The following is a 17,464-nucleotide window of genomic DNA, read 5'->3' as shown; positions in this document are numbered from 1 at the left end:
CGCGTCGCAACAAGGGCTTTCTCATGGCTGAACTCGAGCCCGTGGCAATTACCTCCATCATGTTCCTCTCCATGCTGGTGCTGATGGCGATGGGGGCCCCCCTGGCCTTGGCGCTGATGATCTCCGGCATGGGCAGCGCCTACCTGATGTTTGGCCCCGGCGGCCTGGACCTGCTGCTGGCCTCTGCCTACAGCGCCATGGACAACTTCCTGCTGGTCTCCCTGCCGCTGTTCATCTTCATGGGGCTGGTGCTGGAGCGTTCGGGCATCACCGATGCCCTGTTCGGCATGATCCACAAGCTGATGGGCAGCACCCCCGGCGGTCTCGGCGTCGGCACGGTGCTGATCTGTGCCCTGATCGCCGCCATGGCCGGCGTCTCGGGCGCGGCCACCGTCAGCCTTGGCATCATCGCCCTGCCGGCCATGCTCAAGCGTGGCTACCACAAGCGGCTGGTCACCGGCACCATCATGGCCGGCGGCGCCCTGGGCTTCCTGATCCCTCCAAGCGTGCTGATGATCGTGTATGCCTTCCTGGCCCGCGAATCGGTCGGCAAGCTGTTCGCCGCCGGCCTGATGCCGGGGCTGATGCTGGCAGGCATCTACATGGTCTACATCCTGATCCGCTGTCGCCTCAATCCCGATCTCGGCCCTGCGGCCCCGCCGGAGGAGCGCTACACGGCCAGGGAAAAGCTCCAGTCGCTGCGCCATCTCATCGCCCCGGGCCTGCTGGTCGCCACGGTGCTGGGCTGCATCATCGGCGGCATCACCTCCCCTTCCGAGGCCTCTGCCGTGGGCGCCGCCGGCGCCCTGCTGCTCACCGCCACCCGCGGCAAGCTCAGTTGGGAGCTGATGCGCTACGTGATGCTGAGCACCACCAAGATCACCGGCATGCTGATCTGGATCGCCATCGCCGCGGTCTTCTTCAGCCGCATCTATATGGGGCTGGGCGCGGGCATGATGATCAGCGACTTCATCTACGACTTTTCGCTCTCGCCCTACACCGTGATCATTTTCATGCTGGTCAGCTTCTTCGTGCTCGGCATGTTCCTGGATGATTTCGCCATCCTGTTCATCACGGTACCGCTGTATATCCCCATCGTGCGCGACCTGGGCTTCGACACCACCTGGTTCGCCGTGCTGTTCATCCTCAGCATGCAGTCGGCCTATCTGACGCCCCCCTTCGGCTACAACCTGTTCTACATGCGCTCGGTGGCGCCCAAGTCGATCACCATCGTGGATATCTACCGCTCTGCCCTGCCCTTCGTGGCCCTGCAGATCCTTGGCCTGGCGCTGATCGTCGTCTTCCCGGGCATCGCGCTATGGCTGCCCAACCTGCTGTTCTAGGTGGACGAGCACGGCGACGCGCTGCCTGCGGGGCACCACGGGAGCGCGTCGCCTTTACCACCAAAGCCGCATGCAATCGACACTGGCAAAAACGTCGTCTAGCCGCCATAGTGTGCCTGTCGCAACCGCCCAATGGAGCATCATGAGCACGGCACGACAGTCCCGATCCGCGGAACTTCTTGACCCCCCGCGAAGCAGCCCTGACCTCGACGTCAGGGACCTGGAACAACGTACACGCCTCATGCGCATCGTGACCCGGCTGATCGCCGTGTCAGACCTCGGCAGCCGCGAGATCGCTCGCCGCGCCGGGCTGCCGATGCAGAAGATCAGCGACCTCCTCGCGGGGAAGCTGGAGCACCTCTCCATCGATGAGCTACGCCTCGTGCATCGCACCATCGAGCAGCAGGGGGCCACCCACTAGGCCGCCCGGCCACGGCATCACGCAACGCGCCCCGAACAGCGAACGCCCTGCCCCACCGGCAGGGCGTTTTTTGTCCTGCCTGCTCGCCGGAAAAATCCCGGATATTCATTGGCTTGCACATCATTACGTGAGCATTAAGAGTTTGCCAGCAATCTCTTGACAGACATCAAGACCATATACCTTGGTCGCAGGTAGCCTTCCGGTATCAGATTTACCTCTTGAATGCGCGGACGATTCCGCCCCACCCAGGCCACCGGAGGCGCCATGGACCCCATTCGCCGCACCCTTCTCGGCCAGCTGGCCCGCCTCAGTGCGGGTGCCGCCCTGATACCGCTCTCCAGCGTTGCCAGCGCCGGCATCAACCAGCAGCCCCCCCGTCGAGAAGGCGATCCCAGCAAGCGCTACGGCATGCTCATCGACCTGCGCCAGTGCATCGGCTGCCAGGCCTGCACCGTGTCGTGCCATATCGAGAACGCCGCCCCGCTGGGCAGCTTCCGCACCACCGTCTCCCAGTACGAGGTAGAGCACCAGGACACCGGTGAGGTCGCCACCTTCATGCTGCCGCGCCTGTGCAACCACTGCGAGAACCCGCCCTGCGTGCCGGTCTGCCCGGTGGAGGCCACCTTCCAGCGCCAGGACGGCATCGTGGTGGTCGACAGCGACCGCTGCGTGGGCTGCGCCTACTGCGTCAACGCCTGCCCCTACGACGCCCGCTTCATCAACGAGCGCACCCAGACCGCCGATAAGTGCACCTTCTGCGCCCACCGGCTGGAAGCCGGCCTGCTGCCGGCCTGTGTGGAGAGCTGCGTGGGCGGCGCGCGGATCATCGGCGACATGCGTGATCCGGAGAGCCAGATCAGCCGCATGATCGCCGAGCACCGCGACGAGCTGATGGTGCTGCAGCCGGAGAAGAACACCCTGCCCCAGGTCTTCTACCTCGGCATGGACGAGCGCTTCGTGACTCGCCCCGATGCCGAGCCGGTCGCCCTGGAAGTCCTCGATCCCCACGGCCAGGAGATGGGCTATGAATTCCGCCATTGAGCTGCTCGCCCCGCGCTACGACATCGCCTGGTATCCCTGGGCGGTGCAGTACTTCTTCATGATCGCGCTCTCCTACGCCACCCTGTGGCTGGCCGCTCCGGCGCTGGTGTTCGGCAGGAAAGCCTGGCTGCCCACCGCACGCCTGGCGCTGCTCGCCTGCCTGACCACCACCCTGGTGGCACCGGTGGCGCTGCTCGCCGACCTGCACCAGCCGCTGCGCTTCTGGCACTTCTATGCCTACGCCAACAGCCACTCCTGGATGTCCGTCGGCAGCCTGGTGCTGCCCCTCTACGTGGTCGGGGTGATCGTGCTGGCCTGGCTCGCCTGGCGCCCGGCGCTGCAAGCCCATCGCCAGGCCCCCGGCATTGCCGGCTTCGTCGCCCGCTGGCTGTCGCTGGGCGACGCCCCCACGCCGCGCGCTCTGGTGGTGCTGGTGGGTCTGGGGACCCTGGCCCTCTCCACCGGCATCATGCTCTATACCGGCGCCGAGGTGGCCATCGTCAAGGCCCGCCCGCTGTGGCACACCGTGTGGTTGCCGCCGATGTTCGTGGCCACCGGCTTCATCGCCGCTACCGGCCTGATCCTGGTGCTCAACCGCGTGGCCGGTGAGCGCAGCTCCACGGTCAGTCGGCAGATGCTCAAGGTGATGCTGGGAGCCTGCCTGGTGGCCGGACTCGTCGCCGGCAGCTGGTTCCTCGACGGCATCAACGCCAACGTCGGCTCCGTGGCCGCGGCAATGGAATCAGTGCGCGACAGCGCCGAGTGGCGCAGCACTGCCCTGTGGGGTGGCCTCACCGGCCTGGTCCTGTTCGGCGCCGTGCTCTACCTGCTCACCCGCCCCGCCTCACGCCGCTCGGCACTCTACGCCTGGGCCTGGGTGCTCGGCCTGGTGGCCCTGCACGTCGGCTGGATGTTCCGCTGGGTGGTGCTGATGGACGTGCAGACCGTGGCCCGCCACAGCGCCGGCTTCCACCACTACGGCATTCCCGCCGGCTCGTCCGGCATCCTCGGCATCGTCGGAACCTTCGGCCTGTGGCTCGCCGCCGCCCTGCTGGTCGACCTCTTCGTGCCGTGGCGCCAGGCCCGCCTGGGCGGCAGCGCCGCCGATCTTTCACCTGCCCCCCACGCCCCAACACCCCCCGACGCCCAGCGCGCTGCGGAAACCACCGAAGGAGCCCCCAGCCATGGCTAAGTCCCCCGTCGATTCCTCACGTCGCCGCTTCCTCAAGGGCGCCGCCGCCGCCGGCGGTGCCGCCACCTTCGCCGCCGGCTACTCCGACCCGCTGGTCAAGATGGCCAAGGGCGTCACCGGCAGCGCCGGCGAGAAGCCCGAGCACCGCATCCACGGCAACTCCCTTGCACCGGAGTACACCGTCGACCCCGAGAGCGGCGAGCTGACCCTCAACCCCGACCAGCGCGTGGCCTTCACCGTCTGCTACGGCTGCACCACCAAGTGCGGCGTGCGGGTGCGCGTGGACAACGCCACCGACCAGGTGCTGCGCGTTTCCGGCAACCCCTACAACCCGCTCTCCTCCGACGAGCACCTGCCCATGCGCACCCCGGTGGTCGAGGCCCTGCGCGGGCTGAGCGCCTATGGCGACCAGGGCCAGCAGAACCGCTCCACCGCATGCGCCCGCGGCAACGCCATGATGGCGCAGATCGACAGCCCCTTCCGCGTCACCCACTGCCTCAAGCGGGTCGGCGGGCGCGGCAGCCGTGAGTGGGAGAAGGTGTCCTTCGAGCAGCTGATCGAGGAGATCTGCGAGGGCGGCGACCTGTTCGGTGAGGGCCATGTGGATGGCCTGCGCGCCATCCACGACGTCGACACCCCCATCGACCCGGAGAACCCCGAGTACGGCCCGAAGGCCAACCAGCTGATGGTGATGGAGGCCACCGACTACGGCCGCTCCGCGCTGCTCAAGCGCTTCGCCTTCAACGCCTTCGGCACCCGCAACTACGGCCACCACGGCTCCTACTGCGGCCTGGCCTATCGCATGGGCTCCGGCGCGGTAATGGACGATCTAGCCAAGAACGCCCACACCAAGCCGGACATCCAGAACGCCCGCTTCATCCTCTACGTGGGCACCGCCCCCAGCCAGGCCGGCAACCCCTTCAAGCGCCAGGGGCGGTTGATCGCCCAGGCGCGCGCCGAAGGCACCCTGGAGTATGTGGTGGTGGACCCGGGCCTCAACGCCTCGGCTTCCCACGCCGCCGACCACAACCGCTGGGTGCCGATCCGTCCGGGCACCGACAGCGCCCTGGCCATGGCCATGATCCAGTGGCTGCTCGACCACGAGGGCTACGCCAAGGCGTTCCTGGAACTTCCCGGCCAGCCCGCCGCCGAGGCTGCCGGCGAGGCGACCCACACCAATGCCAGCCACCTGGTGATCACCGCCGAGGACCATCCGCGCCGCGGCCGCTTCCTGCGCACCAGCGACCTGGGCCTGGCCGAGGCGGACAGCGACGCCGACGTGCCCATGGTGGTGGCCGACGGCGAGCTGGCGAAGAGTACCGATGTCATGGCCGCCGAGCTGTTCGTCGACCGCGACGTCGAACTCGTCGGTTCCTCGGAAGGGCCTGGCGAGACCGTGCGAGTCAAGAGCAGCATGGTGCTGCTGCGAGAGTCCGCAAACGAATACACCCTGGCCGAGTATGCCGAGCACTGTGGCATCCCCGAGGCCACCATCGTCGACCTGGCCACCCGCTTCGCCAGCCACGGCCGCCGCGCGGTAACCAACTCTCATGGCGGGATGATGTCCGGCAACGGCTTCTACGCCGCCTTCGGCATGCAGATGCTCAACGTGCTGGCCGGCAACCACAACCGCAAGGGCGGCAGCGCCGCTGGCGGCGGCCAGTTCAACGGCGTCGGCACCGGTCCCCGCTACGACCTGGCCAACTTCCCTGGCAAGCGCGGCCCCAAGGGGGTCTTCCTCTCCCGCTCGCGCTTCCCCTACGAGAAGTCCTCCGAGTACCAGCGCAAGGTGGCCGCCGGCGAGAACCCCTACCCCGCCCGCGCTCCCTGGCGCTCGCTGGCACCGCCCACCCTCACCGAGCACCTGCCCTCGGCGCTGGACGGCTACCCCTACCCAATCAAGGCCGTGATCGGCTGCATGGCCAACCCCATCTACGGCCAGGCGGGCCTCGAGGGGCTGATCGCCGACAAGCTCAAGGACCCGAAGCGCCTGGGACTCTTCGTCGCCGTCGACGGCTTCCTCAACGAGACCAACCGCTACGCCGACTACATCGTGCCGGACTCGGTGATGTATGAGGTGTGGGGCTTCACCGGCGCCTGGAAAGGCAACCTGGGCAAGATGACCACCGCCTGCTGGCCGGTGGTGGAGCCGCGCCAGCAGAAGACAGAAGACGGCGAGCCGGTCTCCATGGAGAGCTTCTTCATCGCCACCGCCAAGCGCCTCGGGCTGCCGGGCTTCGGCGACGAGTCGATCCCCGACGCCGACGGCAACCTGCACCCGCTCAATCGTGCCGAGGACTTCTTCCTGCGCGCGGCCGCCAACGTGGCCATGCAGGGCGAGCCGCTGCCCGCGGCCGACGAGAGCGACATCGCCCACGCCGGCCTGGCCCCGCTGCTGCCCAGGCTTGCGCGCACCCTCAAGCCCGAGGAGCGCGGCCCGGTGGCCTACCTCTATGCCCGCGGCGGTCGCTTCGAGGACTTCAAGGACCATTTCAAGGGCGAGAACCTCACCAGCGCCTGGAAACGCACCCTGTGCGTCTACAACGAGCAGGTGGGCACCAGCATCAACACCCAGTCCGGCGAGCCCAACCGCGGCGTGCCGCGCCATGCCCTGCCGCCGCTGGCCGACGGTCGCGCCATGCGCGAGGTGTTCACCGAGGAGGACTGGCCATTGCTGGCGTTCTCGTTCAAGTCCAACCTGATGAACTCCTACGCCATCGGCCTCGAGCGGCTGCGCATGATCAAGCCCTACAACCCGGTGATGATGCACCGCCAGGATGCCGAGCGCTTCGGCATCCAGCACGGCGATACCATCCGCATCGAGAGCCCCGGCGGCAGCGTGGTCGCCCTGGCACTGGTCGGCGAAGGCGTGATGCCCGGCGCACTGGGCATCGAGCACGGCTACGGCCACCGCGACCTGGGGGCCACCCCCCACGTGATCGACGGCGAGTCCCAGCCCGACCTCGAGTGGCTGCGCGCCGGCATCAACATCAACGACCTGGGCTTCAAGGACCCGACCCGCAGTATCGACGGCACCTGGCTCGAGCCCATCAGTGGCGCCGCCGTGCGCCAGGGCATGCCGATCCGGGTGACCCGCCTGGAGGCCTGAAGAGCGGCGCTTCGCCCCTCGAGGCGAAGCGCTTTTCCTGCCGATGGACACGACGCCCGGGCTATCCGATATCGGAAGCCCGGGCGTTTTTTTGCTATCATGGCGCTCCCCTCACACACAAGGATCACCCCATGCTTCGACGCCTGCCTCGCGCATTGGCGGCGGCGCTGCCGCTGATGTTCGTCTCCTCGCTTGCCGCTGCCAGCCCCTTCGTGTTCACCGCCATCCCCGACGAGGACGAGACACGCCTGCAGGAGCGCTTCCAGAAGGTCGCCGACTACCTCGCGGAGGAGCTCGAGGTCGAGGTGCGCTTCGTGCCGGTGAAGTCCTACGCCGCGGCGGTCACCGCCTTCCGCAATGACCAGGTGCAGCTGGCCTGGTTCGGCGGCCTCTCCGGCGTGCAGGCTCGCGAGCGCGTACCCGGCTCCCGAGCCCTGGCCCAGGGCGTCGAGGACGCCGAGTTCCGGACCTACTTCATCGCCCACGAGAGCACCGGCCTGGAAGAGGGCGCGGGGCTGGTCGAGGCCATGCGCGACATGACCTTCACCTTCGGCTCCAAGGGCTCCACCTCCGGACGCCTGATGCCCGAGCACTACCTGCGCGAGGCCTTCGGCGAAGCGCCGGAAGAGGTCTTCTCGCGTGTCGGCTTCAGCGGCAACCACAGCCGCACCGCATCGCTGGTCGCCTCCGGGGCCTACCAGCTCGGCGCCCTCAACTACACCGTGTGGGAAAACGAGCTCGAGGCCGGCAACCTCGATGCTGACAGCGTCAAGGTGGTATGGCAGACCCCGACCTACCCGGATTACCAGTGGACGATCCGCGGCGACGTCGACGAGCGCTTCGGCGAGGGCTTCGCCGACCGCGTCCAGCAGGCGCTGCTCGACATGGATGACCCCGAGCTGCTCGAGAGCTTCCCGCGCTCCGGCTTCATCCCGGTGGACAACGCCGACTACGAGATCATCCGCCAGGTCGGCCAGCAGCTCGACATCCTCGATTGATGACCGCCCTCGCCCTCACCGATGTGGTGGCCGATTACGGCGGGGCGCGCGTGATCGGCCCGCTCGACCTGACGCTGGTGCGCGGCGAGCGGGTGGCCCTGGTGGGCAGGAGCGGCGCCGGCAAGTCGACGCTGCTGGGGGTCATGCAGCAGCACTGGCGACACCACGGGGCCGCGCTGATGCCCCAGCAGCTGGGCCTGGTGCCCTCGCTGAGCGTGTTCCACAACGTCTACATGGGCGGGCTCGCCAGGCACCCCAGCTGGTACAACCTGGTCAGCCTGGCGCGCCCCTTCCGCCGCGATATCGAGGCCATCATGCCGCTGCTCGAGCGCTTCGGCATCGCCGATAAGTGCTGGACCGCGGTCGGCGAACTGTCCGGCGGTCAGAGCCAGCGCGTCGCCGCCGCCCGGGCGATTCACCAGCGGGGGGACCTGCTGCTCGCCGACGAGCCGATCTCGGCCCTCGACGGCCCGCTTGCCGAGCGGGTACTGAGCGCGCTGGGCGAGGCCTATCCCACCGCGGTGCTGGCCATGCATGATGTGGAGCTGGCCCTGCGCTTCACCGACCGGGTCGTGGGCATCGTCGAGGGCAGGATCGCCCTGGACGAGGCGAGCCACAGGCTCAGCGCCCGGGACCTGCTGGTGCTCTACTGACATGTGGCACTCGGCAACCGTGCGCACCAGCCTGGGCTTCGTGGCGCTGGCCATCGCCTGCCTGCTCGTGGCCGACTTCCAGATCAGCGCCCATGACCCCTGGGCGGAGCTAGGCCGCCTGTTCCTGGGGCTGGCACAGCCCGACTTCTCCGCCGTGGACTACCTCGGCGAGGCGATCGTGCGCACCCTGGCCTTCGCCTTCGTCGGCGTGGGACTGGGGGCCGCGGCGGGGCTGCTGCTGGCACTGGTGTTTCGCCATCGCGCGGTACGCACCACCTGCGCCTTCATCCGCGCCATCCACGAGCTGTTCTGGGCACTGATCTTCCTGCAGTTCTTCGGCCTGCACCCGCTGACCGGCGTGCTCGCCATCGCCATTCCCTATGCCGGCATCTTCGCCAAGGTCTATGCCGAGATCCTCGACGAGAGCGACCCACAGCCGGCGCAGGTGATCCCCCATGGCACCGGCGTGGTCTCGGCCCTCGCCTACACCCGCTTCAGCCAGGCCTGGCCGCACCTGGCGACCTACACCGCCTACCGGCTCGAGTGCGGCCTGCGCTCCAGCGCCGTGCTGGGCTTCGTGGGCATGCCCACCCTGGGCTTCTACCTGGAGTCCTCGTTCGCCCAGGGCCAGTACACCACGGTGGGGGCGCTGCTGCTGCTGTTCTATGCGCTGATCGCTACCCTCAGGCTGTGGGCCCGCCCGCGCCTGCTGCCCCTCTACCTGCTGGCCGCCCCCTTCCTGCTCGGCGAGGGGCTGCCGATCCGCTGGCAGAGCGTCTCGCGCTTCTTTACCGAGGATATCGTCCCCGAGCCGCTGCGCCAGGGCGAGGGGGTCGCCGGGCTCATGCCCTGGCTGGGGGACCTGCTCGCCAACGAGGCGCTGCCGGGCATCTGGAATACCCTGCTGCTGACCCAGATCGCCCTGGTGGCGACCGGCCTGCTGACGCTCATGCTGTATCCGCTGGTGTCGCAGCATTTCACCGGGCGCCATCTCTCCGGCCGGGTGCGCGGTGCGCTGGGCCACGGCGTGCTGGTGATCCTGCGCTCGACCCCCGAGTACCTGCTGGCCTTCATCCTGCTGCAGCTGTGGGGCCCCTCGATGCTGCCGGCGGTGGTGGCACTGGCCATCCACAATGGTGGCATCATCGGCCACCTGGTGGGCCAGCGCAGCAACGAGATCATGCTGCGTGCCGATGCCCCGCGCGGCATCGAACGCTACGCCTTCGAGCTGACCCCACGGCTCTACGGTCCCTTCCTGGCCCTGCTCTTCTACCGCTGGGAGATCATCATGCGCGAGACCGCCATCCTCGGCATCCTCGGCATCGCCACCCTGGGCTTCTATGTCGACAGCGCCATCCAGGAGATCCGCTTCGACCGGGCCATGGTCCTGATCCTGATCACCGCCCTGCTTAATATCGGCGTGGATATCCTGGCACGCTATCTGCGCAATCGCCTGCGCCTGCGGCATACCGCCAGCTGCGAGCCCTGACCCCGCCCGACGCTACTCCTGTGAGTCGGTCACCGCCCCGGTGCTGGCCGAGCTGACCAGCCTCGCATACTTGGCCAGCACCCCGCGGGTATAGCGCGGCGCCGGCTGCTGCCAGGCGGCGCGGCGGCGCATCAGCTCCTCGTCGGTGAGGTCGACGTCGATGGTGTCGGCCTCGGCGTCGATGGTGATGCGGTCGCCATCCTCCACCAGCGCCAGCGGGCCGCCGTCGAAGGCCTCCGGGGTCACATGGCCGACCACGAAGCCGTGGCTGCCGCCGGAGAAGCGCCCGTCGGTGATCAACGCCACCTCGCTGCCGAGCCCGCGGCCCATGATCGCCGAGGTGGGGGTGAGCATCTCGCGCATGCCGGGCCCGCCGCGCGGCCCCTCGTAGCGGATCACCACCACGTCGCCGGCCACCACGGTGCCGTCGTTGATGCGCGCCTGGGCCTCCTCCTCGGAGCCGAATACCCGGGCGGAGCCTGCGAAGCGGGTGCCCTCCTTGCCGGTGATCTTGGCCACCGCTCCCTCGGGCGCCAGGTTGCCGAAGAGGATGCGCAGGTGGCTCTCCGCCTTGATGGGCGCATCCAGCGCCGCGATGATCGTCTGGTCGTCGGGATAGGGAGCGACGCTCGCCAGGTTCTCGGCCAGGGTCTTTCCGGTCACGGTGAGGCAGTCGCCGTGCAGCAGGCCGGCATCGAGCAGGATCTTCATCAGCGGCTGGATGCCGCCGATCGCCACCAGCTCGCTCATCATGTAGTGGCCGCTGGGGCGCAGGTCGGCCACCACCGGCACGCGGCGGCCGATGCGGGTGAAGTCCTCGAGACTCAGCTCCACCCCGATGGTGCGGGCCATGCCGATCAGGTGCAGCACCGCGTTGGTGGAGCCACCCAGGGCGATCACCACGGTGATGGCGTTCTCGAAGGCCTCCCGGGTCATGATGTCCGAGGGCTTGAGGTCGCGTTCGAGCAGCTCGAGCACCGCCGCACCGGCCGCCTCACAGTCCTCGCGCTTGTCGTTGGAGACGGCGTTCTGGGCGGAGCTTCCCGGCAGGCTCATGCCCAGCGCCTCGATGGCCGAGGCCATGGTGTTGGCGGTGTACATGCCGCCGCAGGAGCCGGGCCCGGGAATCGCCGTCTCCTCGATCTGCTTGAGCTCGATCAGGTCGATGTCGCCGCGGCTGTGGGCGCCCATGGCCTCGAACACCGAGACGATGTCGGTGTGGCCCTTGCCGGGCAGGATGGTGCCGCCGTAGACGAAGACGCTGGGGCGGTTCAGCCGCGCCAGGCCCATCAGGCAGCCCGGCATGTTCTTGTCGCAACCGCCGATGGCCACCAGGCCGTCGAAGCCCTCGCAGCCGGCCACCGTCTCGATGGAGTCGGCGATCACCTCCCGGGACACCAGCGAGTACTTCATGCCCTCGGTGCCGTTGGCGATGCCGTCGGAGATGGTGATGGTGTTGAAGATCACCCCCTTGCCGCCGGCGGCATCCGCGCCGTCGCTGGCATGGCGGGCCAGCTCGTCGATATGGCTGTTGCAGGGAGTGAGGTTGCTCCAGGTGGAAGCGATGCCCACCTGAGGCTTCCTGAAGTCGGCGTCGGTGAAGCCCACCGCACGCAGCATGGCGCGGCTGGCCGCCTTGCCGGGGCCGTCCACCACCGGGGCGGAGTGGCGGCGGCGGGAATCTTTCGGGGTATCGCTCATGGCAGGGCTCCTGTGAAGATGGCGTGACCCTCAGAGGGTGGACCGCAAGCCATGTAGCTGTCCATGGACGACCTGCCAACCTTGCCACATGATACGTGGACGGCTACTATTTATCGCATAATGCGATAGAGCAGCCGTTATGCATGTCATCACCCAGAAACGCATCTGGGAAGCCAAGCAGAAATGGCCCCAAGCCGCCTCTGCACTGGATGCCTGGTATCGGCTCATGAAGTCGAGCGAGCCCGGCAGCTTTACCGAGATGAAGGCACTGTTTCCCGCCACCGACAAGGTCGGCCGGCAGCATGTCTTCGATATCGGCGGCAACAAGATTCGTCTCATCGCCGTGGTGCATTATCGATTCAAGAAGGTCTATATCCAGTACGTCCTCGATCATACCGAATACGATAGGGGCACCTGGAAGGAGTGAACATGACCAGCATCGTCCAACAGGCGGCCGCCCACTGGCGCTTCGTGGCCCCCCTGCTCAATGCCCCGGAATCGGAAGACGACTACGATGCCCTTGTCGCAGCGCTCGATGAGCTGCTGGAACTGGTCGGAGACGACGAGGAGCACCCCCTGGCAAGCCTCGCCTCACACATGGGTGACCTCATCGAGGAATATGACGATGCCCATCGCCCGATCCCTGAGGTGAGGGGGGCCGACATGCTCCGCCAGCTAATGCAGTGGCACGGCCTCGACCAGTCGAGCCTGCCGGAAGTCGGCACCCAATCGGTGATCTCGGAGATCCTGAACGGCAAGCGGCGCCTGAACGTGCGCCAGATCAAGGCCCTGACCCAGCGCTTCGGGCTACCCGCCGACCTCTTCCTCGACTGAGGGAGGCTTCCCGCCTTCCTTGCGCAGCAACGCGGGCATGCCGACGGCCATGCACCCAGTGCGCTCAGCGCGGCATCACGGCGTCGTGGAAGGCTCGCTCCCTGGCCACAGTCTCACGGAAGCACTCGGCCATGCGGGCGAAGGCGGCGTCATCGAGCGCCTCGGCCTCCTCGTCCAGGCGGCGGCGCAGCCAGGCCACGAACTCCTGGAAGGCGGGGTTGTCGTGCAGGTCGATCCACTCCCCCATCAGCGGGTGCAGGTCGCCTGCACGCGTCACCCGCAGCGCCCACTCCAGGTAGACCCACTCGGTGACCACCAGCACCGCCAGGATCTCCGCATAGCCGCCGCCATCACCGGTCTCGCGCAGCAGCGCCTGGAAGGCCCGGGTCTCGGGCAGCCAGGCCGGCGCCTCGGGCGTCGAGGCCGGCACCCCGAAGGCCTCGAAGGTGCGCTGGAAGGTGCTGTTCTCGTCGCTGGTCAGCATGCCCATGAACTGCCCCAGCACCACCCGGTCCGCCATACAAGGCGCCCGGCCGATGGCGAAGCCGATCAGCGCGGTGAAGGGATCCACGAAGCCGTAGTCCTGCGCCATGTAGGCGGCGAAGTCGGCACCGGCGAGGCGCCCCTCGGCCAGGGCGTCGAACAGCGGATGGTTCACGGTAGAAGACCAGTCGGGCTCGCTGATCTCGCGCAGCCAGTCGGTGAGGCGCGGCGCGTCCTGCTGCGCGGCCCAGGCGTTGAAATCGGCGCGGGTGTTCATCGGGCGTCTCCTTCGCGGGCGGGCTGGAGCCTCTCGCCCGGACGCAGCCAGGCGACCAACAGGCTGACGAGCGTCGAGCCGACCAGTGCCCCCAGGAAGGGCGGAAGCGTCGGGATGCTGCCGGGGAAGGTAGCCGCCAGCACGCCGGCGGCGAGGCTGCCCTGACTGAGCCAGCCCGGCACGATGGCACCGAGCATGCCGGCCACGCCGCCGACCACCGCGGCCAGCGGCGACATGCGCCGCCACAGCCCCAGCAGCACCGGCACCACGATGGCCGCACACAGGAGGTCCGCGATCAGGAACAGGCGCAGCACCGAGAAGCCCTGCAGGGCCATCCAGACCACCGGCACCATCAGCGCCACCGTCACCAGGCGCGCGGCGCGCACCGAGAGCCCGCGCCGGCCGCTGCTGGCCACCGCCATGGAGGCGATGGCGTTCTGCAGGGTATCGACGCTCGAGGCCACCAGGGTCACCGCCAGCACCAGGGCCGGCAGGCCCAGCCAGGCCGGCGCCGCGGAGAGCAGCGCGAAGAAGGGCATCGGCGGCTCGCCCAGCGGCAGGGCGTGCATCGCCGCCAGCATGCCGAGCCCGCCGATTGCCATCACCACCAGCAGGCTGCTGGCGCCGCCCAGCAGCGCCCCGCGGCTCAGGGCGCGATCATCCTCGGCGGCCCAGATCCGCTGCCAGTAGCCCTGGTGGAAGAGGTTGGCCGCAGTGACCGCGATCACCAGGGTCAGCGCCACGGAGAGCGCACTGCCGGCGGGAATGGCAGGCATCTTCGCCTCGGCGGGCATCGGTGGCAGCCACCACCAGGCCACGCCGCCCACCAGTACCAGCAGGGCCAGCAGCAGCCAGGCCTGCCAGCGATCGGTGGCGAGGCTCGCCCGCAGGCCGCCCAGCGTGGTGTAGACCAGGGTGACCACCGCCAGCCCCAGGATCACCAGCGCGGGCGGCACATCCGAGAGGATGGCGGCGATGGCGCCGATGGCGGTGAGCTCGGCGGCCAGGAAGAGCGCCATGTAGGCCACCGAGACGAAGGCCACCCAGCGGCGCACCCCGGCGCCGTAGCAGGCCTCGGCGAACTCGCCGATGCTGCGGCCTTGCGGCAGGTGGCGGCGGATCGCGGGACCGTAGAGCCCCAGCACGATGAAGGGCAGCGAGGAGCCGATGGCATAGCCGGCCAGCGCCACCGGTCCCACGAAGGCGCCGATCTCCGGCGGCGCGAAGAGGATCCAGGCGCCCATGCCGGAGGCCAGGAACGACAGGCCGATGGCCTGGGCGCCCTGGGAATTGCGGGCGGTCACGTAGTCATCGAGGGGGCCATCGGCCCGGCGGGCCCGCAGGCCCAGGAAAGCAAAGCACAGCAGCGCCGCGCCGAGCACGGCAGACGTCAGGTAGGGCATGTCGCACTTCCTCCGCCGGTATTAACCGGATCAGGTTCCAGGGTCGGCGCATGGCCCTCTCAGCCCCCGCAGATGCGGCGGGACTCCCCTGGCGACAAGTGAATGTGTTGTGTGGGCCCGCCGCTGTCAGCAACACGACGAGCCGGAGGCATCATAGCGAGGCAGAGTCCTGCCTGCCAGGGGACCGGCGACACACGCTCGACTACTCGACGGCACAGAAGATCTTCGCAGCGCTCAATACACTCAACGGTGTAAAAGCCACCCTTCTTGATTAGTATGAGCGGATACTATCGGCATAGAGTGGGGAACCAGCTTTGCTGAATATTGACACTCGTCTTCGCCAAGCAGCCTTTCGGCGCCTTGAAGCACTCAATCAACAATACTCGAATGATGTGCCTTGGGAGGCCATTGCTAAGCCAATTCCCTTGGATAGTGAATCATTCTTCATCGCCAGTCGAGCAATCGGCATCTTTCAACCCAGGCAAATGCCAGACGGCATCCTGAGCATCAAAACCGTGGTGCCCAAGCAGGGACGTATCAATATTTACTCCGATGCTACGAGCGACGAGGGCGGCTTCTGGTATTCACTTGAAGCCGGCGGAACAGCCAAACGTGCTAACCGTCAGCTCTTAATCAGCTACGAGAGGCAGGACCCGATCATCTACCTAGTGGGTGTCGCACCAGGCCGCTACCTTCCCTTATGGCCCTGCTATATCGACAACGTGGACCTGGCCAAAGAGCTATGCCATGTCAGCATGCACGACCGAGCTGGCCAGGCGCGCCATGTCGCTGAAAGCCATGGGGCCTATACGGTCGATGAGATAGAGAAGCGCTACGTTATCCGTGAAGCCAAAACGCGAGTCCATCAGGCTGAATTCCGGGCACGAGTGATGCTGGCATATTCCAATCGCTGCGCCATGACAGGGTTGCCCGTGCCACAACTATTGGAGGCAGCGCATATCATTCCCGATACCCATCAGGACAGCACCGCCGAAGTGAGCAATGGCATATCGCTCAGCCGGCTACACCACAGGGCCTACGATGCCGACTTGATCGGCATAGACCCCGACTACCGCATCCACCTGAATGACAACCTGCTCTCGACACAGGATGGGCCTCTGCTAGAAAGCATGAAGCAGCTCAACGGCCAGCGAATCGCTATCCCCAGAAACGACAGGGATAGGCCGAGCCAGGAAGCACTGGAGCTGCGTTATCAGCGATTCTTGACTCGGTAGAGACTACTATTTCTTCTCCCGCGGTACTCGCCCCATCAGGTAGAACTCCTCGTTGGGCGGGGTGCCGGTCAGGGTGACCAGCCGGTTGGAGAGGCCGAAGAAGGCGGCGATGGCGCCGATATCCCAGATATCGTCGCGGGTGAAACCGCCGGCTGTCAGTCGCTCCTCCCACTCGTCGGTGAGCTCCCCCACCTCGAGTCCGCAATACATGGCGAAATCCAGCATGGTGCGATGACGCTCGCTGATCGGCGCGGTGCGGTGGTTGATGGCGACCTGGTCGGCCAGCAGCGGGTCCTTGCCGTAGATACGCACCAGCGCGCCGTGGGCCACCACACAGTAGAGGCAGCGGTTGCGGGCGCTGGTGGCCACCACGATCATCTCCTTCTCCGCCTTGGTCAGCGTATCGGACTCTCGCTCCATCAGGGCGTCGTGGTAGGCGAAGAAGGCACGGAACTCCGCCGGACGGTGGGCCAGCATCAGGAAGACGTTGGGCACGAAACCGGCCTTCTCCTGTACCGCCAGTATGGCGTCGCGGATGTCCTCGGGCAGGTCGTGGATCGATTCGGGAACGGGGAAACGGCTGATGGGCGCGGTCATGGAGGGCCTTGTGTTGGAGTTGGAGTTGCGGTTACGGCGCGCCTTTCAGTTAACGTCAACGTCACCACCGAGATCAAGATATGCCGTACTCGCCTTTCGTCGCCCCGCTGAAGTCACGATGCCCCGCTACGCACCACTCGGCATCGCGCGGGGATCGCGATCACGGCTGCGACACCCGGATACGTACCGGATCGCCGGGCTTGCCGGCAAACGGATCAATGTGCTGTGTGCTGATGAAAAGCAGATCGCCATTGTGCTCGATTCGGGCTCGTAATCCGTAGGTCATGCGCTCATCGATAACCGCGGGGTTGAACACCAGGCGAAAAGGGTACGGGGGCGGAGCCCCATCGACAGTATGGGTGTAGTCGGTGAGTACGGTGGCGGGCGCGTCCGCACGCGACTGGTCCTCAAGAGTCACGGTCAGCTCGGCGCCGGGGGGCAGCGCGATACGCTCGCGATACCACACATCGCCGCTAATGACCCGCATCAGGGAGTTATCCGGTTTCTGCGCCTGTCGCTGCGCGTCCTCTATCCCCATTGAGTGGCTGCACGCCGCCAACAACAGGGTAGACGCGATCGCCGCCCAGCGGCCGATGGCAGACTTGATCCTTCGCTTCGCGCGCATCGTGTCACCTTTGGTGTTTGCTCTACGGCGTCAACCGGAGCGTTGGGAGAACGCAGGCAGGTG

At 67.2% G+C, this 17,464-nt stretch carries 16 protein-coding genes and 1 riboswitch; of the genes, 11 read left to right on the top strand and 5 right to left on the bottom strand.

Translation table 11 applies throughout. The features are described from left to right. Positions 1–23: 23 nt before the first annotated feature. The 8 genes from GRB96_RS04035 to GRB96_RS04000 all read left to right on the top strand — a co-directional run bounded on the left by GRB96_RS04035 (position 24) and on the right by GRB96_RS04000 (position 10,246). Positions 24–1,343, top strand: a complete 1,320-nt coding sequence (locus GRB96_RS04035; RefSeq protein ID WP_161430742.1) for a TRAP transporter large permease — start codon at positions 24–26, stop codon at positions 1,341–1,343. Positions 1,344–1,413: 70 nt separating this feature from the next. Further along, positions 1,414–1,764, top strand: a complete 351-nt coding sequence (locus GRB96_RS15750) for an XRE family transcriptional regulator (RefSeq protein WP_332875608.1) — start codon at positions 1,414–1,416, stop codon at positions 1,762–1,764. A 264-nt stretch (positions 1,765–2,028) separates the two neighbouring features. After that, on the top strand, positions 2,029–2,805 hold the full coding sequence (gene dsrO / locus GRB96_RS04025) for a sulfate reduction electron transfer complex DsrMKJOP subunit DsrO (RefSeq protein ID WP_023005138.1): 777 nt from the start codon (positions 2,029–2,031) through the stop codon (positions 2,803–2,805). Continuing rightward, positions 2,789–3,997 carry an NrfD/PsrC family molybdoenzyme membrane anchor subunit gene (gene nrfD, locus GRB96_RS04020; protein WP_161430740.1) on the top strand — a complete coding sequence of 403 codons (1,209 nt, stop codon included), beginning with the start codon at positions 2,789–2,791 and terminating at the stop codon, positions 3,995–3,997. Before dsrO ends, nrfD begins: the two co-directional genes overlap by 17 nt. Beyond that, positions 3,990–7,106, top strand: coding sequence for a molybdopterin dinucleotide binding domain-containing protein (locus GRB96_RS04015; protein WP_161430738.1), 3,117 nt, complete (start codon positions 3,990–3,992; stop codon positions 7,104–7,106). Before nrfD ends, GRB96_RS04015 begins: the two co-directional genes overlap by 8 nt. Before the next feature lie 131 nt (positions 7,107–7,237). Next, positions 7,238–8,104 (top strand): putative selenate ABC transporter substrate-binding protein, encoded by an 867-nt coding sequence (locus GRB96_RS04010; RefSeq protein WP_161430736.1) that lies wholly within the window; start codon positions 7,238–7,240, stop codon positions 8,102–8,104. Then, positions 8,104–8,757, top strand: coding sequence for an ATP-binding cassette domain-containing protein (locus tag GRB96_RS04005; protein ID WP_161430734.1), 654 nt, complete (start codon positions 8,104–8,106; stop codon positions 8,755–8,757). Before GRB96_RS04010 ends, GRB96_RS04005 begins: the two co-directional genes overlap by 1 nt. 1 nt (position 8,758) lies before the next feature. After that, on the top strand, positions 8,759–10,246 hold the full coding sequence (locus GRB96_RS04000; RefSeq protein WP_161430733.1) for a PhnE/PtxC family ABC transporter permease: 1,488 nt from the start codon (positions 8,759–8,761) through the stop codon (positions 10,244–10,246). Positions 10,247–10,258: 12 nt separating this feature from the next. Here the strand turns inward: GRB96_RS04000 and ilvD are convergent, their stop codons facing one another. Continuing rightward, complete coding sequence (gene ilvD / locus GRB96_RS03995; RefSeq protein WP_161430731.1) at positions 10,259–11,947, bottom strand: dihydroxy-acid dehydratase; 1,689 nt, start codon at positions 11,945–11,947, stop codon at positions 10,259–10,261. A gap of 139 nt (positions 11,948–12,086) precedes the next feature. On the opposite strand from ilvD, the gene GRB96_RS03990 reads away from it, so the two are divergent. Further along, positions 12,087–12,374, top strand: a complete 288-nt coding sequence (locus tag GRB96_RS03990) for a type II toxin-antitoxin system HigB family toxin (RefSeq protein ID WP_161430729.1) — start codon at positions 12,087–12,089, stop codon at positions 12,372–12,374. 2 nt (positions 12,375–12,376) lie between these two features. After that, a complete protein-coding gene (locus GRB96_RS03985; RefSeq protein ID WP_161430726.1) occupies positions 12,377–12,781 on the top strand; it encodes a helix-turn-helix domain-containing protein in 405 nt (134 codons plus the stop codon). 64 nt (positions 12,782–12,845) lie between these two features. Here the strand turns inward: GRB96_RS03985 and GRB96_RS03980 are convergent, their stop codons facing one another. Together GRB96_RS03980 and GRB96_RS03975 are read right to left on the bottom strand one after the other, a co-directional pair. Next, a complete protein-coding gene (locus GRB96_RS03980) occupies positions 12,846–13,541 on the bottom strand; it encodes a TenA family protein (RefSeq protein ID WP_161430725.1) in 696 nt (231 codons plus the stop codon). Continuing rightward, complete coding sequence (locus tag GRB96_RS03975; protein ID WP_161430723.1) at positions 13,538–14,944, bottom strand: SLC5/6 family protein; 1,407 nt, start codon at positions 14,942–14,944, stop codon at positions 13,538–13,540. Before GRB96_RS03975 ends, GRB96_RS03980 begins: the two co-directional genes overlap by 4 nt. Continuing rightward, positions 14,934–15,044, bottom strand: a riboswitch (TPP riboswitch). (Overlaps the previous gene by 11 nt.) Before the next feature lie 214 nt (positions 15,045–15,258). Here GRB96_RS03975 and GRB96_RS03970 point away from each other — a divergent pair. After that, a complete protein-coding gene (locus tag GRB96_RS03970) occupies positions 15,259–16,179 on the top strand; it encodes an HNH endonuclease (protein WP_161430721.1) in 921 nt (306 codons plus the stop codon). Positions 16,180–16,185: 6 nt separating this feature from the next. On the opposite strand, the gene GRB96_RS03965 is transcribed toward GRB96_RS03970, so the two are convergent. Together GRB96_RS03965 and GRB96_RS03960 are read right to left on the bottom strand one after the other, a co-directional pair. Further along, the gene (locus GRB96_RS03965) at positions 16,186–16,776 is read right to left on the bottom strand and encodes a peroxidase-related enzyme (RefSeq protein ID WP_161430719.1); all 591 of its coding nucleotides are present in this window, start codon (positions 16,774–16,776) and stop codon (positions 16,186–16,188) included. A gap of 160 nt (positions 16,777–16,936) precedes the next feature. Continuing rightward, the gene (locus GRB96_RS03960; RefSeq protein ID WP_161430718.1) at positions 16,937–17,401 is read right to left on the bottom strand and encodes a YbaY family lipoprotein; all 465 of its coding nucleotides are present in this window, start codon (positions 17,399–17,401) and stop codon (positions 16,937–16,939) included. Between the last annotated feature and the right edge of the window lie 63 nt (positions 17,402–17,464).

Origin of the sequence: Halomonas alimentaria (genome assembly GCF_009902005.1) — a bacterium.
Lineage (GTDB): Bacteria > Pseudomonadota > Gammaproteobacteria > Pseudomonadales > Halomonadaceae > Halomonas > Halomonas alimentaria.
Note: the sequence above shows the minus strand (reverse complement) of the source record. Positions and strands in the feature narration are given on the sequence as shown.